Below are 23,397 nucleotides of genomic sequence, written 5' to 3'. Positions count from 1 at the left end.
GATATCATTCGTCAGGTGAGGTAGCCGCTGCGCGTCCGCGCGGCAAGGGACCGGCCAGAACGGAATCGGATCGGACCCGAAGGTCCTCCCGCAGCGGCACTCCGCAAATGACGGTGGCTAGTAAAGACCGCCCGAACTCAGCGATCCGAAGCTGGCGCGACCTGGTACGACGACCTTTCGGCCGGTCGAGGTCTGCACTTCCGAGGACGGCGGGGCAACTGTGCCGTCGCTGTCATCCCCCTCGCCCCGACCGAACAACGGCAAGTCGCCTGCAAGGGCAAAGCCACCGTCGATGACGGTACTGCCCAGACCGACGAACGGGTCATCGCCGATGCGGAAATATTCGGCGACAACGTCATCGCCGGATGCGTCGTCGGGCAGACGCGCACCGGTGAAACGGTCGATATTCACGAAATAGCCACCATCGGGTACCTCGAACGGACCGCCCCCGTATTCCTTGATCGCTTCTTCCATGAACTCCTGGAACACCGGGCCGCACGTGCCGCCGCCCGAAGCCCCCTGACCAAGGCGTCGCGGTCGGTCATAACCGATGTAGCAGCCTGCCACGATGGTCGACGAAAAACCGATGAACCAGACGTCCTTGGAATCGTTGGTCGTGCCTGTCTTGCCAGCGATCGGGACCGGCAGGTTGACGGTGCGCGACGCGGTGCCCCGCTCGACCACGCCCGTCATCATAGAGGTCAGCTGATAGGCAGTGATCGGGTCCATCACCCGTTCGCGGTTCGAGACGATGCGGGGGCCGAAACCTTCGGACAAGGTCGCAAACTGTTCGCAATCGCTGCACGAACGCTGATCATGCTTGAACACGGTGCGGCCATAGCGGTCCTGGATTCGGTCGACCAGCGTCGGCTCCACCCGTTCGCCACCGTTTGCGAACATGGCGTAGGCCGAAACCATCTTGTAAAGTGTGGTTTCCTGCGACCCTAGGGCGTTGGCCAGCAATTCTTCCATGTCATCATACACGCCGAACCGTTCGGCATAGCTGGCGACGACGTTCATCCCGACATCCTGCGCCAGTCGCACGGTCATCAGGTTACGCGACCGCTCGATCCCGGTGCGCAACGGACTAGGGCCATAATACCGGTTCGAAGCATTCTTGGGACGCCAGATTTCTCCGTTGCCCTGATCGACCTCGATCGGCGCATCGACGATGATGGTATTTGGTTGATAACCACTGTCGAGCGCCGAAGCATAGACGAATGGCTTGAAGCTGGACCCCGGTTGCCGTGTCGCCTGCGTGGCGCGGTTGAACAGGGAATACTGATAGCTGAAGCCCCCCTGCATCGCCAGAACGCGACCGGTGTTGACGTCCATCGCCATGAACCCGCCCTGAACCTCGGGCACCTGCCGCAGGGACCAGCGGATAAGATCACCGGTCGCGTCATCGGTCAGCTTACGCACATGGACGACCTGTCCGGGCTCGAAATTGTCGGTGAAGCTGCCACGTATCCATTCGATATCCGCGCGCGGAACCTCGATCGTGCCTTCGACCCCTTCGGCACCCAGCGTCATGGACTGATCACCGACGTTCAGGACGACCGCGGGCAGCCAGGGATTGCCGAGGTCTATGTCACGGGCGACGTCTGCCGCCTCGAGCGCCGTGCGCCATGCGACCTCATCATCCAGAATCTCAACCGGAATGGTCTCGCCAGTGCCGCGCCAGATGCCGCCGTTACGGTCGAACTTTTCCAACGCCCTGCGCAGGGCGGTCGCGGCAACGCTCTGCATCTTGGCGTCGATTGTGGCCCGGATGTTGAAGCCCTGCGTAAAGAAGGCCTCCGCTCCGAAATCACGGGTCAGTTGTCGACGAATCTCATCGGTGAAGTAATCGCGCGCCGGCAGGCTGGCACGGAACGGCGGATAATGCCCCGACTGCACCGTCAGGAGTGGCTTCATCTGCGCTTCCTGCATTTCCGCGCGTGTGATGTAACCATTATCGAACATTTCGCCCAGGACGTAGTTGCGGCGCTCGATTGCCCGTTCGGCTTCCCGGACGGGATGATAATCTGATGGAGCCTTGGGCAGAATCGCAAGGTAGGCGGCCTCTTCCAGCGTCAGGTCGGCCAGCGTCTTGTTGAAATAGGTCTGCGCGGCGGCAGCCACGCCATAGGAATTCTGCCCGAGAAAAATCTCGTTCAGATAAAGCTCCAGAATATCTTCCTTGCTCAGCGTTTCCTCGATGCGGGAGGCAAGAATGATTTCCTTCACCTTCCGCTCCGCCGACCGGTCGGATGACAGAAGGAAGTTCTTCATCACCTGCTGCGTGATGGTCGAGGCGCCGCGTAGACGCTCGCCCCGTGCGGCGTCCACCGCGGCCGAAATCATGCCTATAGGATCATAGCCCGCATGCAGGTAGAAATTCTTGTCCTCGGCCGAAATGAATGCCTCTTTGACCAGTGTCGGAATATCTTCGGCCGGAACGAACAGACGGCGTTCACGGGCGAATTCGTCCATCAAACGGCCTTCGCCGGAATAGATGCGGCTGATCGTGGGGGGGGTGTATTGGGCAAGCTGTTCATAGTTGGGCAGATCGCGCCCGTACATCCAAAGTACGCCGCCGATCGAAATGGCGATCGCGATGATACCAAGAGTCACCGCCGAAAAGATGCCGCCGATAGCCGACAGCAGGAACATGCCGATGCCCTTCGTGGCATTGGCCCCCCCCCTGCCCATCGTCCGCATCGTGCCTATGATCTTCATGGTCGCCCCTGGACTATCCGCGCATGACACCGACCCTGCGGCATCAGGTTCGATATACGCAGACGTGCGTTTGCCGTCAAAGCGACAACGTGGGCACGGGCGACGCATCGCCCAAGGTCAATGGCAGCGCGATGGTAAAGATTGCGTTACATCCGGGGGCTTTTGCGGACCCGGCCTGCGTGGCACCTTCGGACGCATGATCGAGCCGCCCCTGTGCTTTGCCAATCACGACAGCCCTGTCGGCCCCCTTTTGCTGGCGGGCGATGCCGACACACTGCATTTCCTCAGCTTCCAGGATGGGCACAGGGCCTTTGGGCCGAAGGACGGGTGGGCGCGCATTGACCGGGCCTTCGACGCAGTTCGCAAGCAGCTTGACGCTTACTTCGCTGGCCAACTGCGCGTTTTCGACCTGCCGATACGGCCACGCGGCACGGCGTTTCAGATGCGGGTCTGGCATTGGCTTGCCACGATCCCGTTCGGCGAAACCTGTAGTTATGGCGACATGGCCCGCGCCCTTGGCTGTCCCGGTGCCAGCCGGGCCGTTGGAGCGGCGAACGGGGCGAATCCGCTGCCGATCATCCTGCCCTGCCATCGGGTGATCGGCGCATCGGGCAAACTGACCGGATTTGGCGGCGGGATCGGGCGCAAGGCTTTTCTGCTGTTGCACGAAGGCGCGATGCCCGGCGGGGGTCAGCCCCGCCTGCTGTGACTACTGCCGCAGGCGCAGCGCCTCAGCGGCATCCTCGATTGCCCATGCTTCGATACCGTCACTGACCGCCGCAGCCATTCGGGAACGCCAGTCGACAGATCTCAGGTTGTCCATGTCCTCCGGGTCGGACATGAACCCAAGCTCCAGCAGGACAGACGGGATATCCGGCGCTTTCAGCACGGTGAACCGCCCGCCCAGACGCGGGCGCTTGTGGAGCTGGACACCCGCCCCCGACAGGCCCGTCACCAGTGCATCGGCCAGCATCAGGCCGCGCGGCGCGGTTTCCGCACGGGCCAGTTCAACAAGGATACGCGCGATTTCGTCCCCCTGTTCGATATCGCCTGCGCCCAGCAGAAGGTCGTCGCGACCGTGACGTTGCGCGATTTCGGCGGCCAGGGCGTTGGTATTGCCCGGTGACAATGTATAGACCGTCGCGCCCTCGGCCCCACCGCCCTCGACCGCGTCGGCGTGCAGCGAAATCATCAGATCGGCCCCCGCCGCCCGCGCGATCGTGGATCGCCCGCGCAGGCCGACGAATTCATCGTCCTCGCGCGTCAGAACGACCCTGTGCCCCCGGCGCCGCAACACCTCGGCCAATTCTCTGGCGAAGCGCAGCATAAGATCAGCCTCGGTCAGCCCGTCCCGCTCGGCCCCGGGATCTACACCCCCGTGACCGGGATCGAGGGCGATTACCAAGGGCCGATCGCCGGTCTGGCGGGGCCGCGCGGCAGTGGGCACGGTATCGGGTGCCGCGTCCCATTCCTGCGGGCTGAGCGGGCCGGTCGGGTCCGCACCGTCTGCCAATGCGATACGGATCGTCGCGTCCTGCCCGGTTTCCATCCAGGCACGATCGATGCGACGGGGACCGGGCAGAAGGACGACCAGACGCGACCAGCCGGCCCTGATACGGCCGCTGCGCGCCTGACCAAGGTTGGTCAGCAGGTCCGCATTCAGGGTGGTCCAGTCGACTTCGGACGTGTCGATCACCAACCGCCACGGGTCATCTTCCACGAATACCCGCCATGGTATCGGCTGGCTGAGCGTCAGAGTCAGGGCATCGCGTTTGGCCCGGGCATCGATAACGGTCGCGCGGGCATTGAAGTCCTGCGCGACGGCGACCCCGGCCATCCAGATCAGGAGGAACGCCAGTCGGATCATCGCGCCGCCATGAATGTTTTCAGTCGCGCCAGACCTTCTTCGATATCCGCTGTTGCGCGGGCATAGCTGAACCGTAGGGTTCCCGCCCCCCGATCCGGATCGAAGTCAAGGCCAGGTGTGATAGCTACACCTGCTTTTTCCAGCACTTCCGATGCGAACTTCACACTGTCATCTGTCAGGTGGCTCACGTCGGCATAAATATAGAACGCCCCGTCCGGCGGCGCTATCCGGTCGAATCCCGCGGCTGGCAGGCCGTCCAGCATAAGCGCGCGATTGCGGGCATAGACGGCCCGGTTCGCCTCCAACTCGTCCTCGGCATCCATGGCATGCAGGGCGGCGATCTGGCTGGCGTGGGGGGCGCAGATGAACATGTTCTGCGCCAGCCGTTCGATGGTTCGGACGTGGCTTTCGGGCACGACCATCCAACCGATCCGCCAGCCAGTCATGCTGAAATACTTGCTGAACGAATTGATGACATAGACGTCGTCTGACACTTCCAGCGCGGTGACGGCGGGCGCATCGTGATGCAATCCGTGATAGATTTCGTCCGAGATGAAAGCCGTGCCCCGCGCGTGACAGTTGTCGATCAGCAATGACATCGCCTTCCGGTCCAGCATGGTGCCGGTGGGGTTTGAGGGCGACGCGACGATCAATCCTGCCAGATCGGGCAATTCGGAGGCGACCGGCTGAAACCGGTTGGCCGCCTGCGTCGGAATCCCGACTGGCTGCAACGACAATGCCTTCAGAATTTGACGATAGGACGGGTAGCCCGGCAACCCCAGACCGACCCGATCTCCTGCATCGAACAATGCCGTGAATGCCAGAAGGAACGCTGCCGACGACCCGGCGGTCACGACCACGCGGTTCGGGTCAAGGTCCACCCCGTACCAGCGACGATACAGGTCCGCGATTTTCGCACGCAAATCGGGCAGGCCCAATGCAACCGTGTATCCCAGTGCACCGTCCGCCATGGCCGCCGCCAATCCGTCGCGTGCGATTTGCGGGGCAGGTGTGCCGGGCTGGCCGACCTCCATGTGGATGACGCTGCGGCCCGCGTCTTCCAGACGCCGGGCCTGTTCCATCACGTCCATGACGATGAATGGATCGACGTTCGACCGGGCTGACACCCCTGATGCACCTGTCATTCATTCCTCCGCCCTGCGTCTGCGGACAGATGGACCGGCCCCGCACCGGGCGTCAATGACGCGCCGCGCGATCTGCGACGTTCCGCAGGCAAACAGACGATCCGAACCTAACAGGGCGCCCCGAAGCGGGACGCCCATTCAGGTCTTGCCGGTTGATGTCAGCTTCCGAAGGACCACCATCCCTTGCGCTTGGGCTTGGGCTCGTCTCCAGCGTCGGCGGTGACGACCGCGTCCGCTTCCTGCGCCGTCGGGGCGGAGGTTGCTTCGGGCGCGGCCTGCTGGGCTTGCTGGGCCTGTTCGGCGGCGTTGGCGACCTCGTCTGAAGTCCCGGCTGCCGGGACTTTGGCGCGGGCCCGCGATCGGGGTTTCGGTTTGGTCGCCGGGGCGGCCTCTGCCTCGGGTTCCGCCGGAGACGCGGCAACCGGCGCATCCTCGGCACCTGCTTCGGTATCGGATGGTTCAACCTTCTTTGACCGGGAGCGGCTGCGCGACCGTGACCTGGGCTTCGGCGCATCCTCTGCCGCAGGCGCGTCGGACGCATCCGTTCCGGTCGTCTCGGGTGTGGCACCCGCCGTCACAGCGTCGGAAGCGGCATCCGCAGAGCCATCCGAACCTTCATCGGCAGCGTCCGTCCGGTTCTCACCGTTCTGGCCGGCATTCTGGTCCGTTTGCTCGCCATTGCCGGACTTCTTGCGGCGCGACCGGCGGCGGCGCTTCTTCTTGGGCGCACCGTCATTATCGCCGCGTTCTCCGCCGTTGCCGTTTTCCGTATCGGCGTTTTCCGAATTGCCGATGTCGTTCGATCCGGCCTCCGGCGCTTCCTCGGCATCGACCTCCTCCGCCTCGATTGCGTCATCGTCATCAGACGTCCAGGAGGTGTCCACCTGAACCACATTGCGGGCCTTGGGGATCACCCGCGTCGCGGTCTTGAACTTCTCGATGGAATAATCCGGTGCGACCATCTGTGGATCGGCGATCACGCGCACGGCCATGTCGTAGCGCGCCTCGATCGAGGCAAGATGCTCGCGCTTTTCATTCATCAGATAGTTGCAGACGTCGACCGGAACCGTAAGCTTCACCTCGCGCGAGCGACGTTTGGTCCCCTCTTCCTCCAGAGCGCGCAGGATCTGCAAAGCGACCGAATCGTCGGAACGGATCATGCCTGTGCCATGGCAGTGCGGGCAGGCCTGTGTCGTGGCCTCCAACATGCCGGGACGCAGGCGTTGACGCGACATTTCCAGCAGGCCGAAGCTCGAAATCCGGCCAAGCTGAATCCGCGCACGATCGTTCTTGAGTGCGTCTTTCAGGCGTTTTTCCACGGCAGCGTTGTTCTTGCGCTCGTCCATGTCGATGAAGTCGATGACAATCAGACCGGCCAGATCGCGCAACCGCATCTGGCGGGCTACTTCGTCGGCAGCCTCCAGGTTGGTCTTGGTGGCGGTATCTTCGATCGAGCCTTCCTTGGTCGACTTGCCCGAGTTGACGTCGACCGCGACCAGCGCCTCGGTGATACCGATAACGATATAGCCGCCGGATTTCAGCTGCACGGTCGGGTTGAACATGCCCGCCAGATACGATTCGACACCATACTTGGCGAACAGCGGCTGGCCGCCCTCCGCGTGCAACTTCACGTTCTTCGCATGGGACGGCATGATCAGTTTCATGTAGTCCTTGGCATCGCGATACCCGGCCTCGCCCTCGACGATGACTTCGTCGATGTCGCGATTATACAGGTCCCGGATCGACCGGTGGATCAGGTTGCCCTCTTCGTAGATCGGGGCGGGCGCGATTGATTTCAGCGTCAGTTCGCGGACCTGTTCCCACATCCGTTGCAGGTATTCGTAATCGCGCTTGATTTCAGTCTTGGTGCGCTTGGCACCGGCCGTCCGCACGATCAGGCCCGCGCCCTGCGGCACGTCGATTTCCTGTGCGATTTCCTTCAGCTTCTTGCGGTCGGGCGCGTTGGTGATCTTGCGGCTGATGCCACCGCCCCGCGCGGTGTTCGGCATCAGGACGCAGTACCGACCGGCCAGCGAAAGATAAGTCGTCAGGGCAGCGCCCTTGTTGCCGCGCTCCTCCTTGACGACCTGCACCAGCATGATCTGGCGGACCTTCACGACTTCCTGGATCTTGTACTTGCGGGCCTTGGGGCGCTGAACGCGGGGGGCGCGAACTTCGGCAACATCGTCGTCGCCCGATACTGTCTCGACATCGTCGGCGGGTGACACATCGTCCTGAGTTTCAGCGGGCTTTTCGGCCGGCTTCTTGCGGCTCCGCGAGCGACTGGTCCGCTTGGGCGCAGGCTCCTCGACCGGAGTATCGGCAGCGTCAGGAGAGTTGATTTCCGCGGTCTCGCCTTCGGACAGGTCGACGGTTTCCATACCCGCCGGTACCTGCGGAGCTTCGGCCTCGGTCTGCGACGCTGTCTCTGCGGTCTGGTCGGAAGAGACGGTCTCGTCTTCCAGACCGGCGCTTTCGGCAATGGTCTTCACCGGACCGCTATCGTCAGAACCCTCGTCATCCGGGCCACTGTCATCCGGACCGGCATCTTGCGGGCCAGTCTCGTCGCGCGATCCGCCCTGCCCGACCGTTTCGGTTGCGGCTTCCGACACATCCGCGGATCCTCCAGTCACGATGCCGGGGGCGCTGGCCTCGGTCGCTTCGATCGCGGAGTTTGCCGAAGGCATTTCGTCGGGCGATGGCGCGTTGTCCGCATCAGGAGCGTCACCGTTGTCGGTCAGGGCTTCGACGGGCTTCTTGGACCGGCTGCGCGACCGGCTGCGTGACCGGGATTTCTTCGGTTTGTCTTCCTCGCCATCTCCAGCCGCCCCGCCATCTGGCGCATCCGATACAGCTCGAGCATTCGCGGCCCTGTTGTCCGCCGCTTCATCCGCAGCGTTCTGCGCCTCGGCAAAGGCGCGTTCCTCGGCCAGAATCGCATCCCGGTCGGCTTTGGGTATCTGGTAATAATCCGGGTGGATTTCCGAGAAGGCCAGAAAGCCGTGCCGGTTGCCACCATAGTCGATGAATGCCGCCTGCAACGAGGGCTCGACCCGCGTCACCTTGGCCAGATAGATATTTCCGGCAAGCTGCCTCTTGTTCAGGTTTTCGAAATCAAATTCTTCGACCTTGTTTCCGTCTGCCACCACGACCCGGGTCTCTTCCGGGTGGGTGGCGTCGATCAGCATTTTTTTCGCCATTGTGCTTTCCATGACATCGGACCTGCATCCCCGGAGGGGCAAGATCGGCATGTCTTATTGATGGAGCGATAGCAGGCACACCGTCGGCGGGGCGGCTGTGCCGCATCCCGTCCGTCACTGTCATGTCCTGCCTCATCGCCCGTGTACTCCGACCCGCGCGCTCCGATTTCCGGAGGGCAGGTCTGTTCAATGCCCGACGTTGTGGGTACGGGCGTCTCTCCGAAGGCGGCATTTGCACGCTTTCGCAAACTTACCCCGATGCGCGAACCTATGATCGGTTCGATGATTGCACGGGAAAGAATCTCACCGGTCCCGACCACCGACCAACCGGCGGCACAACCGTATGTCCTATGTGTTACATAAGTGATGCAAAGACAATGGCACATCGGCAAAGGTGTGCCGGTTTGGCATCTGAATGCGCACCGAATTAGTTAACTCAGCTTTACCCGTCACCCTTTTCCAAAGGGATATACCGCCCGTCTTTTCAGATGGTCAGATCCAGGATCATGGGTCGGTGATCAGACATTACCGGCGTTGCCGGGACATCGAAGGCAATCACCCGGTCCGGGTCGGACACAAAACAGTAGTTCGCGTGTCGTTGTGCCTTGGGGTAGAGAACCGTTCGCGTATCGGAATGTCCGCGTGTCGTGACCAGCTCGATCAACCCTTCTGCTGCCAGCACGTCGAAGGTTGAGCTGTCCGGCAGCAGGTTAAAGTCTCCGGCGACAACCACGGTCTCATTCCCGTTCCGAAACTCTCGGAGCTGCCGACGCAGCGATGCAGCCTGCGTATCGCGGTCGGGCGTGTCACCCTTGCCGTTCGGATCGCGCAGCCCGTGCAGATGGGCCACAACCAGTGCCGCGCCACCGCTGGCGATCCGCTGCATCTGCACTGCGCGGGGAACAGGTTCGGGTCCCCAGCCGCTGGCCCGAAACCGACCGTGAACAAAGTCCTGCCTGCTACCCGTGACCGAAAGCTGCGGTGCGACCCAGCAGGCCAGCCCATGTTCAGACCAGATCGGCCGTCCGGCCGCATCTTCCAGCAAGCCACGAGTGGCGGGCGCGAAGGTGGCCAGCCAGCCGGGCAGAAGCCGGGAGATGTCGCCGAACAGGTCCGCACGCTGATCCAGCCTGCGATACGGATCGCGATAGATCAGCCAATCGGGCGATGGCGCAATCCGGCGCGTTACTTCCTGAAGGCAGAGGACGTCGAAGGCCGCCTGCTCCACCCAAGCGGACAATTGCTCCCAGACCGCGCCGCGCCCCAGACGTTCAGACTGACGATATACCGGCCTTTCAGCGACTAGAGGTAATTCCCACGGCTCAACCCGTATTTCGCCATCTTCTCGTTCAGGGTCCGGCGCGGCAGCGAAAGCTCCTCCATCACACCGGCAATCGACCCGCGATGACGGCGCATGGTATTGTCGATCAGCATCCGCTCGAACGCCTCGACATATTCTTTCAGCGGCTTGCCCTCGGTCGTGACCTGCACAGTCTCGCCCTGCTCCTGAGTGTCCGACATCAGCAGCGACGAAATCGATCCTGTGCCGCGACGCTGTTGCAAAACCGCACGTTCCCCCAGGTTTATCAATTGTCTGACATTTCCCGGCCAGGGCGCCTGCAACAGCTGAGCGGCTTCCTGCGCGGAAAGTTGCGGCGGGGTCGCACCATATTCCTCGCCAAACGACTCGGCGAAATGCGTGAACAGCGTCAGCACGTCCTCACCCCGGTTTCGCAGGGGCGGCAAAACAAGTTTCATTGCCGCCAGCCGGAAGAACAGGTCTGGCCGCAACGAATCTTCAAGCGTCTTTTCGGGATCGGACCCGTTGTGTATTGCTACGATGCGCGTCTCGGCAGGGGTACCCTGATCGTTGATGAAGGTCAGCAGACGAGCCTGCAACGCCAATGGCAGCGCCTCAATATCCTCCAGCACAAGCGTGCCGCCGCGGGCTTCCTCGACCAGCGGCAGGCCGCCTTCGGTGACCGGGCCGAACAGCTTGGCGCCCAAGGCTTCCTCGCCCAAGGCCGCGCAGGAGGTCAGGGCAAAGGTCTTGCCCTGACGCGGACCGACGGCGTGCAGCGCGTGAGCCACCAGCGTCTTGCCGGTGCCGGTTTCGCCGTCGATCAGCACGTGCGTGTCGGCCTGTCCCAGATCGAGGATATCCTCGCGCAGACGCTCCATTGCCGGGGACGTGCCGATCAGCTTGCGCATCAGCACGGTACCGTCCGACAATTCCCGGCGCAGGGCACGATTGTCGAGCGTCAGCTTGCGGGCCTGCGCCGCACGGCGCGCCAGCTCGGTCAGACGGTCCGGATTGAACGGCTTTTCCATGAAGTCATATGCGCCAAGCTGCATCGCCTCGACCGCCATCGGCACGTCGCCATGCCCGGTGATCATGATGACCGGAAGACTGCTGTCGGCGCTCATCAATCGCTTGAGGAACTGCATCCCGTCCATGCCCGGCATCCGAATGTCGCTGATGACGACGCCGGGATAATCCGGCGTGATCTTCTTGAGCGCCTCTTCCGCGCTGGCATAAGTCTCGGTGGCAAATCCCGAGAGGGCCAGCCACTGGCTGATCGATTGCCGCATGTCCTGCTCATCGTCTACGATGGCGATCCGGGTCTGCTCGGCCATTTGAGTTCCTTACTCGGCTGCGTCCATTGCGATATCTACTGTCGGAAGGCGGACTTCAAAGACCGCCCCGCCTTTGTCGGCATTTCGCGCGGTCAGCCGCCCACCGAGGTCGTTGACGATGCCCGAGCTGATCGCCAGCCCCAGGCCGACACCCTCGCCCGGCTTCTTGGTAGTATAGAACGGCTCGAACAACTTTTCGGGCGCGTTGATGCCCGATCCGGTGTCGCGGACCGCCAGCACGACTTCCTCGCCCTGCGTCAGAAGGATGTCCAGCTCACGGTTCTCGGAACCTTTCATGGCGTCCAGCGCGTTGCGCACAAGGTTGATGATGACCTGTTCCAGACGCAGCCGGTCGGCAATCACAAGAACCGGCGTTTCAGGGATGATCTGGCTTAACTGCACCTGTTCTTGCCGCAACTGAGGCTCCATCAGTGTCAATGCCGAGGACAGGGCGTGGCGCATATCCACCTCCTCGAAGGCATCGCCACCTTTGCGGGCATAGGACTTCAATTGCCGCGTGATCGCACCCATCCGGTCGATCAGGTCGTCGATACGCTGAAAACTGGACAGCGCCTCGTCCGCGCGACGCCGTTGCAACAGAAGGCGCGCACCGGCCAGATAGGTCTTCATTGCCGCCAATGGCTGGTTCAGTTCGTGACTGACGGCGGCCGACATTTCACCCAGTGCGGCCAGTTTTGAGGACTGTGCAAGACTTTGCTCGGTTTCTTTCAACTCTTCCTGCACACGTTTGCGTTCGGCGACTTCGCGCGACAGCCGGTCATTCAGACGGCGCAGCTGGACCGATTCTCGCTGGAACAGCATCGAGCGCAGGGTCGAGCGTCGGTTCAGGATATAGAACCCCAATGCCAGCAGCAGTGCGAACCCCGTTATAATCAGGGCGAGCACGCCGTTCACCCGTTCGCGGACACTTTCGTAGGTCGTGAAACTGACCAGACGCCAGCCCCGGAACGGCACCCTCGTTTCCAGTTGTATCAAGGCGTTGCCCGAAAAATAACGCCCATCCAGATCGGTCCCGAAGGCACCGGTCGTTGCCAGCGCACGGTCCAGGGCCGAGGGGACCGATGTTCTCAGGATCGCCTCGCTCAGCGGCTTGCCGCGCCAGCGCGGTTCTGTCGACAGGATGACGGTTCCGCCCGCGTCGGTCACGGCAACGGCGGCGGTAGTACCGCGCCACCGGCTTTCGAACTGTGACAGGTTTACCTGCACCTGCAACACGCCCAACTGTCGCACGCCGTCCTGAACGACACGGCTGAAACTGGCCTCATAAGCGCCTGCTTCATTGGGAAAGATGGTGAAGACGGTATCGGTGGTGTCGATCGCTTCGGTAAAAAACGGGCTGTTGGCATAATTCGAGCCGAGCTGTTCCCGGTCGGTAGCGGCGACAGTCCGACCGTCCATATCCAGCAGGCGGATGGAAGCGGCGCCGATCTCGTCCACGTAGGAAATCAGGCGCTGGCTGGAGGTCGAGAAGTCCTTGGCATTCAGCGCGGCGATCAGCGTCGGGTCGCGCGACAGCAGCAGCGGCACGACCGAATTGCGCTGCAACTCCGACAGGATCGCACCGCCATAGAGCGATTGCCGAAGCTCCGCCCGCTGCCGCGTGGTTTCCACAAGCCGTTCGGTCAGAAGGATATTCACGACCCAGATCGCCGCAATTGCTGCTACGATCATCAGGACGATCAGGACGCGCACCGCCCAGGGAAGGCGCAACTTGACGCGATCGGACGCGCCCCCTGCAAGAGAGGCCGCCGGAACGGTCTCGGGGTCGACAGACCCACCGGAGCGATGACGCCAGAACATTCTGCTATCTACCGCAAGGGTTCACTACGTCTCAAGCGACGATGCGCCGATCGGCGGACATCGTCAGGCAGCGACAAGCGCCTGCGCCAGACTGCGGAACAACGCGGCCCCGTCGGCCTTGCCATGCAGCGGCTCTGCCGCGCGTTCGGGGTGCGGCATCATGCCCAACACCCGTCGGTTCGGCGACAGGACGCCCGCAATACCGTCCATTGCGCCATTAGGTGTCGCAACATACCGGAATGCCACAAGGTTTTCGCCCTCCAGCCGTCGTAAGGTGTCGGGATCGGCGGTGTAATTCCCTTCGTGATGGGCGATCGGAATCTCGATGACCTGCCCCTTGGAATAGCCTGCGGTGAAAGCACTCTGTGTTTCTTCTACGCGCAAGGCGCTGGTCTGGCATATGTATTTCAGGCCGGAGTTTCGCAACAGCGCACCAGGCAGCATCCCCGCTTCGGTCAGAATCTGAAATCCATTGCAGGGCGCGAAGACATAGCCGCCACGGTCCGCATGGGCAATCAATGCCCTGGAAATGGGCGACCGGGCCGCGATGGCTCCGCAGCGCAGATAATCGCCATAGCTGAACCCACCCGGAACGCCGACGACATCAATGTCTTGTGGAAGCTCCGTTTCTTTGTGCCAGACCATCGTCGTATCGAACCCGGCACCCCGAAAGGCCACGGCCAGATCGCGGTCGCAGTTGGACCCTGGGAAGACGAGGACGGCGGCTTTCATGGCGCGGCTTTCACATTCTGGGGTAACTCTGGGCGCGACATTTCACATTTTGTTCAAGAGTTCTAGCGGTGGATATGCGTCGATTGTCGTCCCGCATATCCGTCACGGAAAATTCCGACCCGCTTTTTAGGGTCCTGTCAGATGTAACCAAAGGAATAATTCAGACCGACGCCAAAGTATTGTCCGCCTCGGTCAGCGCAAAGCACGGACCCATAAGGTATCTGGCAAGCAGGCACAGCTATGTTCCATCCGACAGATGGTCAGGTTAGGACAGCCGTTTTCAACCCATCGCCAAGAAAGACTGCCCATCATGGACTGGACCGCCCTTACGAAAGAGCTTGTGACGCTTCTGGTGGTTATAGACCCTGTCGGCTCGATCCCGGTCTTTCTGTTCGCCGTCCAGAATGTGCCGCGTCATCTGCATCGACGGTTCGCATTGCGGGCCGTCGCCATCGCGGCCATGGTGTTGCTGTCGTTTCTCGTCGGGGGCCAGTTTCTTCTGGAGACGCTGGGCCTGCGGCTGGGATCGTTTCAGATCGCGGGCGGGGTCATCCTTTTCCTGTTCGCGATGACGATGATCTTCGGCGATTCCAAACCGTCCCGCGAAATCGAGGAAGCTGAACGCGATCACCTGGCCGGCGCGGTTTTTCCGCTCGCCATGCCATCTATTGCCTCGCCCGGCGCGATGCTGGCGATCGTGATCCTGACCGACAACAATACCGAGTCCGTTTTGGACCAGGCCGTTACCGCCGGGCTTCTTATCATCGTCTTGATCGTGACAACGGGGCTATTGCTGGCGGCAAGTTTTGTTCACCGTTTTATCGGCAACACCGGCGCGAGCGTGATCAGCCGGGTGATGGGGATCGTGCTGGCAACCATCGCAGTGGATTCGATCCTGGGAGGCTTCGATGCCCTCGGCGTGCTTAATGTCGCACCCGCGCCCGTAGAAACTCCGCTAGGGTAGATGCCCGCGTTCGCACACCCGCTCGGAAGGCGATGCTGTGCATTTACCGATCATTCGGTCAAAACCAGGAGATGGGCGAAATGCTCTCTGGGTTCGAAACCGCCATTTACCCATGTCCCTACCCGGCAAAATCCGTGATGACGGCCACGCCCGGAGGGGTCGGGCCATTGAATGCGGCGAGTTCGGCAGAGGTATCGGACAAAGCGACCTCGCGGGCGATGAGGGGGGACATATCGACCCTGCCGCTGGTGATCAGGCCGAGCAGTGACGGAAAACGCCAGCCGGGCATGCCGCGCGTCCCATAAAGCGCGAGGTTGCCTTGATAGACGGCGGACATGTCGACATCCATCCGTGCGGTGTGACCGACGGGCATTCCGACCTGAACATGACGTCCCAGCACGCGCAGGCAGTTCAACGAGGCGTTGACGGTAACGGGAATGCCCAGTGCCTCGACGCTGACGTGAGCCCCGCCTCCGGTGATCTCCTTGATCTGCGCTGCGGTGTCGTCGGATGCGAGGACGGCGGCGTCGATGCCAAGCGACAACGCATGGTCGAGCTTTTCCTGCACCACATCGACGACCACGACATATGCACCGAGCGCCTTGCCCAGAAGGGCCGCCGACAGCCCAATTCCGCCGGTGCCGTGGACGGCCAGCCATTCGCCCGCCTGCAATGCCGCACGCCCGGTCAGCGCGTGCCATGACGTCGTGACGCGACAGCCAAGGCCTGCAGCGACGGTCGGCGACAGGGTCTCCGGCAGGCGGGTCAGGTTGTGATCGCGGGGCACGGCAACATATTCGGCGAAGGCACCCGGTTCGATAAACCCCGGCAGACGTTGATCGAAGCAGGTATTCTGTTGCCCCGCGCGACATTGCGGGCAGATGCCACAGGCAAGGATGAAGGGGGCGACCAGTTTGTCTCCGACCTTAAACTGCGCATCCGGACCAGCGGCCACCACTTCGCCGCAGTATTCGTGACCTCCGATCTGACCGGGTTTGACGCGCGGGTGTTCACCGACCCAGCCATGCCAGTCGCTGCGGCAGACGCCGCAGGCGATGGTTTTCAGGACGACGCCATCCGAAGGGCAGTCCGGGTCGGGGAAATCCTCTATGACCAGGGGTTGGTTGTAGGCTCTGAGAATGGCGGCGCGCATGGTGTCTCTCCTCCGGTGCCATGAGGTTTTGCCGGGAGGATAAGATTGTAAAGGATTCGCGAGACCGGATGGCAAGCTGACAAGGTGCAGGGAGGGTCTTCTGGACCGGGGCGGGACAGAACATCTGTCGCCTCGGTGACTGTTGCGCAAACCGGTGCGGCCGCAAACGAAAAGCCCCGGCCGCGCGGGGGCACGACCGGGGCAGCACACTTCGACCGTCAAACGATCAAAGCGAGTCGATCCAGTTGTCGACCTTGCGCTTGGCGGTTTCCTTGTCGTCGCCGTAGCGTTCCTGAATCTTGCCTTCCAGCACTTCACGGTCGCCGTTGGCCTGCTGGATGTCATCATCGGTCAGATCGGCCCATTGTTGCTTGGCCTTGCCGGTAAATTGCTTCCAGTTACCCTGTACTTGATCCCAGTTCATCGCGTCTCTCCTTGCAGGTTGAGTTACGGAGATTGAACGCAGAAGGGCGCGCCATCGTTCCCGACAGCGCGCCCTCATAAGCCAGACTTGGCCGTTCCTTACATCTCGATGCGGTAGCTTTCGATAACGGTGTTCGCCAGCAGTTTGTCACACATCGCAGTCACGTCGGATTCTGTGGTGCCGGATGTCACGTCCAGTTCGATCAATTTGCCTTGGCGGACACCTTCGACGCCGCGAAAGCCCATCGTGCCCAAGGCGTGGCGCACGGCCTCGCCCTGGGGGTCGAGAACGCCCTGCTTGAGCATGACGGTCACGCGGACCTTCCTGGTGTCTGCTGTCATCGGAGCCTCAGTTGATCAGATGCGGCTTGGTCGCCGGGGCGGAGTTGGTGGGCAATACACCCAGACGACGCGCGACTTCGGTATAGGCATCGGTCAGCGAGCCCAGGTCGCGGCGAAACACGTCCTTATCCAGCTTTTTGCCGGTTTCAATGTCCCACAGGCGACAGCTGTCGGGGCTGATTTCATCGGCCAGGATAAGACGCTGGAAATCATTGTCCCAAATGCGTCCGACCTCGATCTTGAAATCAACCAGCTTGATCCCGACAGCCAGCATGCAGCCCGACAGGAAGTCATTTACCCGAAGGGCAAGTGCAACGATATCGTCCAGATCCTGCTGCGTGGCCCAACCGAAGGCAATGATGTGTTCCTCGGCCACGAGCGGGTCGCCCAGCTTGTCGTCCTTGTAGCAGAACTCGATGATCGGGCGCGGCAGAGGCGTCCCTTCCTCAATGCCCAGACGGGTCGAAAGGCTGCCCGCGGCGACGTTGCGCACGATGATTTCCAGCGGAATGATCTCGACCGCGCGGATCAATTGTTCACGCATGTTCAGACGCTTGATGAAGTGCGTCGGCACACCGATCTGACCGAGGCCGACCATGAAGAATTCGGAAAGGCGGTTGTTCAAAACGCCCTTGCCGTCGATCACGTCCTTCTTTTCAGCGTTGAAGGCTGTCGCGTCGTCCTTGAAATACTGGACCAGCGTACCCGGCTCGGGGCCTTCATACAGGATCTTGGCCTTACCTTCGTAGACCTTCTTGCGTCTGGCCATCATATCCTCGGGGGTGAGTTTGGTCGCGGTTCCGGCAGTCCATAAGCCGATCCATCCGCTTTGCCAAGCGAAGCGGCTTGCAGCGGCAGGTCAGGCTGCGCATATCGAAGGGATAATTGATTTATCCGGGAGTCCACCCATGGCCGACAACTTCAAAGACCGCGAAAAGAGTTTCGAGAGCAAGTATGCGCATGACGCCGAAGTCCAGTTCAAGGTCGATGCGCGACGCAATCGTCTGCTGGGCGAATGGGCCGCAGAGCTTCTGGGCAAGGAAGGCGACGAAAAAGCCGCCTACGCCAAGGAAGTCGTCAAGGCCGATTTCGAGGAGGCGGGAGATGACGACGTGCTGCGCAAGGTCGCGGGTGATCTGGGCGAAAAGGTCCCCACAGCCGAGATCCGCGCCAAGATGGATGCGTTGATGGTCACCGCCAAGGAACAGGTGATGACCGAATTGAAGTGAGATCTGCTGCGGTCAGGCTTGCGGGCCTGATCGTCCCGCCCTGCCGGGGAACTGCGGTGCAGGCGTATTTGCGCGCACCTCATGTTTTTCATGCATAATATGAATTTGCCTGCGCGCCGCGCCCGCGCGAGAAGGCCCCCCTTCCTTTCCGTCCCGGAGACTGTCCATGTCCAATGCCCTGACCGACCTGCTCAAGACCCGCGACTGGCTGCTGACAGACGGGGCTACGGGCACGACGTTGTTCAATATGGGACTGACGTCCGGCGATGCGCCCGAAATGTGGAATGAGACCGAATCCGACAAGATTCGCGCGCTCTATTCCGGTGCGGTCGACGCGGGTTCGGACATCTTCCTGACCAATACCTTCGGCGGCAATGCTTCGCGGCTGAAACTTCACGGTGCCGAAAAACGCGCCGGAGAGCTGTCGCGGATGGGGGCGGAAATCGGACGGGAAATTGCAGACAAGGCCGGGCGTACGGTTGTCGTCGCCGGTTCCATGGGTCCCACTGGCGAGATCATGGCACCGATGGGACCGCTGACGCACGAGATCGCGGTCGAAATCTTCCACGATCAGGCCGAGGGATTGAAGGCAGGCGGAGCAGATGTGCTGTGGGCCGAGACAATTTCCGCCCCCGAAGAGCTGCGTGCCGTAGCCGAAGCCGCAGCATTGGCCGACATGCCGTGGTGCGTCACCATGAGCTTTGACACAGCGGGCCGCACCATGATGGGCACGACGTCGGGCGAGATGACCCGGATCATCGGCAAATTGGCGCATCAGCCGGTTGCTTACGGGGCGAACTGCGGCGTGGGGTCGTCGGACCTGATCCGCACTCTCATGGGTTTCGGCAAGGGATCGGGGCCGCTGATCGCCAAGGGCAACGCGGGCATTCCCAAATATCACGATGGCCACATCCATTACAACGGCACACCCGAATTGATGGCAGATTACGCCGTTCTTGCGCGCAATGCCGGGGCCACGATCATCGGGGGCTGCTGCGGCACGACGCCCGACCACCTGCGGGCGATGCGCGCGGCATTGGAATCCACGCCCAGAGGTCCGGCAGCGCCTTTGGCCGAAGTGGCCGAGCGGCTGGGCGGGTTTTCGTCCGACAGCGACGGGACCGACGGCAAAGGCCCGACGCGGGATCGGACCAGCAGACGGCGCGCACGCGTCTGATGCGTCGGTCCCTGCGCGGTCTGTCGGTCGCCGTGATCGCGGCGAGCGTGATTTGCGTGCTGGCCGCGATGGCTGCATGGTGGTTACCCGCGTTCGATTCGCTGCGGATCGTGTCGCCCTATGCGGCTGTCGTCATCCTTGGTCTGGCCATGCTTGGCCGGGGTCTGGCGCAAGGGATGCGATGGGCGGTTCTGCCCGTGGCCATGATTGGCATATGGCCGGTGGTGGATCTGACCTGGCCGGTCGCCAATGCCGCCCCGACGGATGCAACGCTGCGATTGTTGCAGCACAATCTGTATTACAAGAACCCGGCGACGGATCTGACCGCGCGGCTGGGTGATTTCGATATCGCCACCCTTCAGGAGACGCGTGGGGCCAAGGTCGCGCTTTCCGCATTTCCGTCCGGGTGGACCGTTATCACCTGCGCCGATAAGACATTGACGCAGACGGCAGTGGTATCTCGGTTTCCGGCCCTTGCCTCCGGATGTCTTACGAACGGCGAGGCCTGGATACGGGTCGCAGCACCGGGTGGCGACGTCACCATCGTGTCCCTTCATCTGGTTTGGCCGTGGCCAGCCGGTGGCAATGCGCAGGCCAGGCAGGTCGCGCGACTGACATCGGATCTCGCAGCCCTGCCAGGTCCCGTGATTATAGGCGGCGATTTCAACCAGATGCCCTGGTCGGCTGCTACCACCCGCATTGCAAGGGCCAGTAACACACGACCGATCGACGGCATTCGCGCGACATTTATCAAGAAGAATGGCCTCGTTCGCCTGCCGATCGACCACGTTCTGGTACCGCCGGGCTGGAACGCCCGCGCGACCGTCACAGGACAAAATGGATCGGACCACGAGGCTGTCTTGGCGGAGATCAACGTTGGACGGAGTGTCGGCGGATGATCGACTTGAGACACAGGCTTCTCCATCCTGCGGGCACGCGTCGGCGGCACAGCCCCCTAGAACAACGACATCTGCGATCCTGGTACGCTGAACAGATCGGTCCGGAGCGGCGGCAGACGCGAAACAAGTCCTGTCTCGCGGCAGGCCCGTTCGAATCGTTTTTGCAGCAGGTCGGCATGCACACCCTTGCCGCGCATCCGGTGACCGAAGCCAGCATCATAGAGCTTGCCCCCGTGAAACTCCCGCACCCGATTCAACACCTTGCGGGCGCGGTCGGGGACATGGGCACGAAGCCATTCCTCGAACAGGGGAGCGACTTCCAGCGGCAGGCGCAAGGGAATCATGCTGGCAGCGACTGCACCCGCGTCGGCGGCGGCGCGCAGGATCGCCTCGACCTCGTGATCGGTCAGACCGGGAATCACCGGGCTGACCATGACGCGGACCTGGACACCGGCATTCGCCAGCCGTTCGATCGCCTTCAGTCGGCGCGACGGGACCGGCACCCGCGGCTCCAGTCGACGGGCCAGCGCGTCGTCCAGCGTCGTAACCGACAGGCCGACGCGGCAAAGCTCCGGCCCCATCTCGGTCAGGATATCCGCGTCGCGTTCGACCATCACGCCCTTGGTGGTGATGCCGACCGGATGGGCGTGATCGCGCAGGACGCAAAGCAATTGCCGCATGATCTTCCGGTCGCGTTCGATGGGCTGGTAAGGGTCAGTGTTCGTGCCGATGGCGATCAGCTTCGGAACATAGGATCTGGCTGCCAATTCCCGCGTCAGGGCGGCGGCGGCGTTCGGACGGGCGATCAGCCTGGTCTCGAAATCAAGACCGGGCGACAGGCCAAGCCACGCATGGGTCGGGCGGGCATAACAATAGATGCAGCCGTGTTCACAGCCACGATAGGGGTTGATCGACCGGTCGAACCCGATATCGGGCGATGTATTGGTCGAAATGACCCGACCCACCACTTCATCCCGCACCTCGGTCCGCAGGGTATCCGGCAAGGGCGCATCGCGCTGAAACGCCTCGTACCGGCCCGTGTCGTTGGACAGGGCCCCCCTGGCCACAAGCCCCGGATAATCGTGCCGTTCATGGCCCATGATAACCCTCGTTCCCAAGTCTGGCGAATGAGAACATATGTAGAACATATATCCCGATCCGACAAGAGGCGTCGCCCTATGCGCGCCCGATGTCGCTTTCCGCGCTGACCCCTGCGCTGCGAACCCGCAATTCTCGATCATTACCGTGCCCCGGAGGCCCCCATGTCCGACGATGACGAAATCATCCTTGCCGATCTCGATGACGAAGAACTCGTCGCGCAGATGTTCGACGATCTTTACGATGGCCTGAAGGAAGAGATCGAGGAAGGCGTGAACATCCTGCTCGAACGGGGTTGGGAACCTTACGATGTTCTGACCAAGGCGCTGGTCGGTGGAATGACCATTGTCGGCAACGATTTCCGCGATGGTATCCTGTTCGTTCCCGAAGTCCTGTTGGCGGCGGGCGCGATGAAGGGCGGTATGGCGATCCTGAAACCACTTCTGGCCGAAACCGGCGCGCCCCGCGTCGGCAAGATGGTGATCGGCACGGTCAAGGGCGACATTCATGACATCGGCAAGAACCTTGTCGGCATGATGATGGAGGGCGCGGGCTTCGAGGTCGTGGACATCGGCATCAACAATGCGGTCGACAATTATCTGGACACGGCCAAGGCCGAAGACGCGGATATCATCGGCATGTCGGCCCTGCTGACGACGACGATGCCGTATATGAAGGTGGTGATCGACACGATGGTCGCGCAGGGTATCCGCGACGATTACATCGTATTGGTCGGCGGCGCCCCCCTGAACGAGGAATTCGGCAAGGCCATCGGTGCAGATGCCTATTGCCGCGATGCCGCCGTCGCGGTCGAAACGGCGAAGACATGGATGGCGCGCAAGCATAACCAGATGTCGGCCTGAAGGCGCGATTCGGCCGGGATCGGAGGGGGCGCTGCCCCCGCCCTTCGGGCCCCCCGGAATATTTTACGAGCAAAGAAGCGCGCGCACCCCGAGGTCAGCTTGATCTCATTGACCCATGACGGGGAATTCGTGTGCGCGAGGCTCTGAAATGTCCTTTCGCCTGCAATCTTCATGATCTTTGCGCCAAACAGCGCGGCCACCGCTTGGTCAACAGCATGCCCCACAAGCCGCGACGCAGGCGAGCGGGTTGCTTGCGTCGTTCTCGTTGGCCTGATCAGTCCGTCACGGTCCGGGCCATCACCCAAGCGCGCGCAGCCGGTTCAGAATATCGCCCAGGATACGGGCGGGCGGGCGCGTGATATCGACCTCGACCGCGATTTCACCCGGCACAAATCCCTCCAATGTGGCCAGTTGGCTGTCCAGCAAGGAGACCGGCATGAAATGCCCCTCGCGGGCCTTCATCCGTTCGGCAATTACCTCGCGCGGGCCGGTCAGGTGCACGAAGATCACCGATCCGGCGTGTTTGCGGATACGGTCCCGGTAAATCCTCTTGAGCGCCGAACTGGCCACTACCACAGTGCCCTGCCCCTGCGCCAATCGCTGCCCCACAAGATCAAGCCAGGGCGCGCGGTCCATGTCGTTCAGCGGCTCGCCCCGCGCCATCTTGGCGACGTTGGATTTCGGATGCAGGTCATCGCCGTCGATGAAAGTGCCGCCAAGGGCATCGGCCAGCATCCGTCCCATCAGGCTCTTGCCCGTCGAGGTCACACCCATCACGACAATTCTCAAGTCAATTCTCCTCCGCATGGCCTTGCGAAGCTGACTTCGACGGACAACGACGTCAACGGGCCATTGGCAGGGCGCGCCATCGTCCCCATACTAGGAATACGTTTTTCGTCGGAGACCGCCATGCCGCTGGACCGTCTTGTCCTGATCCTCGTGATCGTGATTGCCGCCGCCGCCGCGACGGTCTGGCTGGCGGCCGTCGTCGCGGCATCGACCATGATGCCGATCGGAATTTTCGCCCTGATTCCCGGACTTCTGGTGGCATATGTGGTTTGGCGCGTGGTCGCGGACCGGTTGGGCAGCGACGACGACGATCACTACGACAAGATGGAGTAGGACG

General features: G+C 62.0%; 21 protein-coding genes. 7 read left to right on the top strand and 14 right to left on the bottom strand.

Going from position 1 to position 23,397, the window contains the following annotated elements:
• Positions 1–117: 117 nt before the first annotated feature.
• Positions 118–2,655, bottom strand: a complete 2,538-nt coding sequence (locus BMY38_RS09865; protein ID WP_092762689.1) for a penicillin-binding protein 1A — start codon at positions 2,653–2,655, stop codon at positions 118–120.
• Positions 2,656–2,917: 262 nt separating this feature from the next.
• Here BMY38_RS09865 and BMY38_RS09860 point away from each other — a divergent pair, with 262 nt between their 5' ends.
• On the top strand, positions 2,918–3,430 hold the full coding sequence (locus BMY38_RS09860) for a methylated-DNA--[protein]-cysteine S-methyltransferase (RefSeq protein ID WP_092762345.1): 513 nt from the start codon (positions 2,918–2,920) through the stop codon (positions 3,428–3,430).
• Here the strand turns inward: BMY38_RS09860 and BMY38_RS09855 are convergent, their stop codons facing one another.
• The 7 genes from BMY38_RS09855 to purQ form a co-directional block, all read right to left on the bottom strand.
• Positions 3,431–4,588 (bottom strand): N-acetylmuramoyl-L-alanine amidase family protein, encoded by a 1,158-nt coding sequence (locus BMY38_RS09855; RefSeq protein ID WP_092762343.1) that lies wholly within the window; start codon positions 4,586–4,588, stop codon positions 3,431–3,433. It abuts the gene before it with no gap.
• Entirely contained in the window at positions 4,585–5,733 is a 1,149-nt protein-coding gene (locus tag BMY38_RS09850) for a pyridoxal phosphate-dependent aminotransferase (protein WP_092762341.1), read from the bottom strand. The genes BMY38_RS09855 and BMY38_RS09850 overlap by 4 nt, the downstream gene beginning before the upstream one ends.
• A 158-nt stretch (positions 5,734–5,891) precedes the next feature.
• Positions 5,892–8,933 carry an Rne/Rng family ribonuclease gene (locus BMY38_RS09845; protein ID WP_092762687.1) on the bottom strand — a complete coding sequence of 1,014 codons (3,042 nt, stop codon included), beginning with the start codon at positions 8,931–8,933 and terminating at the stop codon, positions 5,892–5,894.
• Positions 8,934–9,417: 484 nt separating this feature from the next.
• Positions 9,418–10,173 carry an endonuclease/exonuclease/phosphatase family protein gene (locus BMY38_RS09840; protein WP_092762339.1) on the bottom strand — a complete coding sequence of 252 codons (756 nt, stop codon included), beginning with the start codon at positions 10,171–10,173 and terminating at the stop codon, positions 9,418–9,420.
• A gap of 62 nt (positions 10,174–10,235) precedes the next feature.
• Positions 10,236–11,570, bottom strand: coding sequence for a sigma-54-dependent transcriptional regulator (locus BMY38_RS09835; RefSeq protein WP_092762337.1), 1,335 nt, complete (start codon positions 11,568–11,570; stop codon positions 10,236–10,238).
• Positions 11,571–11,579: 9 nt separating this feature from the next.
• Positions 11,580–13,391, bottom strand: coding sequence for a sensor histidine kinase (locus BMY38_RS09830; RefSeq protein WP_092762335.1), 1,812 nt, complete (start codon positions 13,389–13,391; stop codon positions 11,580–11,582).
• 63 nt (positions 13,392–13,454) lie between these two features.
• Positions 13,455–14,123, bottom strand: coding sequence for a phosphoribosylformylglycinamidine synthase subunit PurQ (gene purQ / locus BMY38_RS09825; protein WP_092762333.1), 669 nt, complete (start codon positions 14,121–14,123; stop codon positions 13,455–13,457).
• A 310-nt stretch (positions 14,124–14,433) separates the two neighbouring features.
• Between purQ and BMY38_RS09820 the strand changes: the two genes are divergently transcribed.
• On the top strand, positions 14,434–15,087 hold the full coding sequence (locus BMY38_RS09820) for a MarC family protein (protein WP_175495838.1): 654 nt from the start codon (positions 14,434–14,436) through the stop codon (positions 15,085–15,087).
• A gap of 118 nt (positions 15,088–15,205) precedes the next feature.
• Here BMY38_RS09820 and BMY38_RS09815 read toward each other — a convergent pair whose 3' ends face one another.
• The 4 genes from BMY38_RS09815 to purC form a co-directional block, all read right to left on the bottom strand.
• Positions 15,206–16,240 (bottom strand): alcohol dehydrogenase catalytic domain-containing protein, encoded by a 1,035-nt coding sequence (locus BMY38_RS09815; RefSeq protein WP_092762331.1) that lies wholly within the window; start codon positions 16,238–16,240, stop codon positions 15,206–15,208.
• Positions 16,241–16,466: 226 nt separating this feature from the next.
• Positions 16,467–16,664 (bottom strand): CsbD family protein, encoded by a 198-nt coding sequence (locus tag BMY38_RS09810; RefSeq protein ID WP_092762329.1) that lies wholly within the window; start codon positions 16,662–16,664, stop codon positions 16,467–16,469.
• 98 nt (positions 16,665–16,762) lie between these two features.
• Positions 16,763–17,005: a phosphoribosylformylglycinamidine synthase subunit PurS gene (gene purS / locus BMY38_RS09805; protein WP_092762328.1), complete on the bottom strand. Its 243-nt coding sequence runs from the start codon at positions 17,003–17,005 to the stop codon at positions 16,763–16,765.
• Between the two features lie 7 nt (positions 17,006–17,012).
• Positions 17,013–17,774 carry a phosphoribosylaminoimidazolesuccinocarboxamide synthase gene (gene purC, locus BMY38_RS09800; RefSeq protein WP_092762683.1) on the bottom strand — a complete coding sequence of 254 codons (762 nt, stop codon included), beginning with the start codon at positions 17,772–17,774 and terminating at the stop codon, positions 17,013–17,015.
• 139 nt (positions 17,775–17,913) lie between these two features.
• On the opposite strand from purC, the gene BMY38_RS09795 reads away from it, so the two are divergent.
• From BMY38_RS09795 to BMY38_RS09785, 3 genes are all read left to right on the top strand, one after another.
• Positions 17,914–18,234 carry a DUF1476 domain-containing protein gene (locus BMY38_RS09795; RefSeq protein ID WP_092762326.1) on the top strand — a complete coding sequence of 107 codons (321 nt, stop codon included), beginning with the start codon at positions 17,914–17,916 and terminating at the stop codon, positions 18,232–18,234.
• A 166-nt stretch (positions 18,235–18,400) separates the two neighbouring features.
• Positions 18,401–19,411: a betaine--homocysteine S-methyltransferase gene (gene bmt / locus BMY38_RS09790; protein ID WP_092762324.1), complete on the top strand. Its 1,011-nt coding sequence runs from the start codon at positions 18,401–18,403 to the stop codon at positions 19,409–19,411.
• Positions 19,411–20,310 (top strand): endonuclease/exonuclease/phosphatase family protein, encoded by a 900-nt coding sequence (locus BMY38_RS09785; RefSeq protein ID WP_092762322.1) that lies wholly within the window; start codon positions 19,411–19,413, stop codon positions 20,308–20,310. Before bmt ends, BMY38_RS09785 begins: the two co-directional genes overlap by 1 nt.
• 56 nt (positions 20,311–20,366) lie before the next feature.
• On the opposite strand, the gene BMY38_RS09780 is transcribed toward BMY38_RS09785, so the two are convergent.
• Entirely contained in the window at positions 20,367–21,410 is a 1,044-nt protein-coding gene (locus BMY38_RS09780; protein ID WP_092762320.1) for a PA0069 family radical SAM protein, read from the bottom strand.
• Between the two features lie 162 nt (positions 21,411–21,572).
• On the opposite strand from BMY38_RS09780, the gene BMY38_RS09775 reads away from it, so the two are divergent.
• Positions 21,573–22,271: a cobalamin B12-binding domain-containing protein gene (locus BMY38_RS09775; protein ID WP_092762318.1), complete on the top strand. Its 699-nt coding sequence runs from the start codon at positions 21,573–21,575 to the stop codon at positions 22,269–22,271.
• A 297-nt stretch (positions 22,272–22,568) separates the two neighbouring features.
• On the opposite strand, the gene BMY38_RS09770 is transcribed toward BMY38_RS09775, so the two are convergent.
• Complete coding sequence (locus BMY38_RS09770) at positions 22,569–23,060, bottom strand: gluconokinase (RefSeq protein WP_245737563.1); 492 nt, start codon at positions 23,058–23,060, stop codon at positions 22,569–22,571.
• Positions 23,061–23,180: 120 nt separating this feature from the next.
• Here BMY38_RS09770 and BMY38_RS09765 point away from each other — a divergent pair, with 120 nt between their 5' ends.
• Complete coding sequence (locus tag BMY38_RS09765; RefSeq protein ID WP_092762314.1) at positions 23,181–23,393, top strand: hypothetical protein; 213 nt, start codon at positions 23,181–23,183, stop codon at positions 23,391–23,393.
• Positions 23,394–23,397: the final 4 nt, after the last annotated feature.

This window comes from Jannaschia helgolandensis (assembly GCF_900109285.1).
In the GTDB taxonomy this organism is placed as follows: domain Bacteria; phylum Pseudomonadota; class Alphaproteobacteria; order Rhodobacterales; family Rhodobacteraceae; genus Jannaschia; species Jannaschia helgolandensis.
Note: the sequence above shows the minus strand (reverse complement) of the source record. Positions and strands in the feature narration are given on the sequence as shown.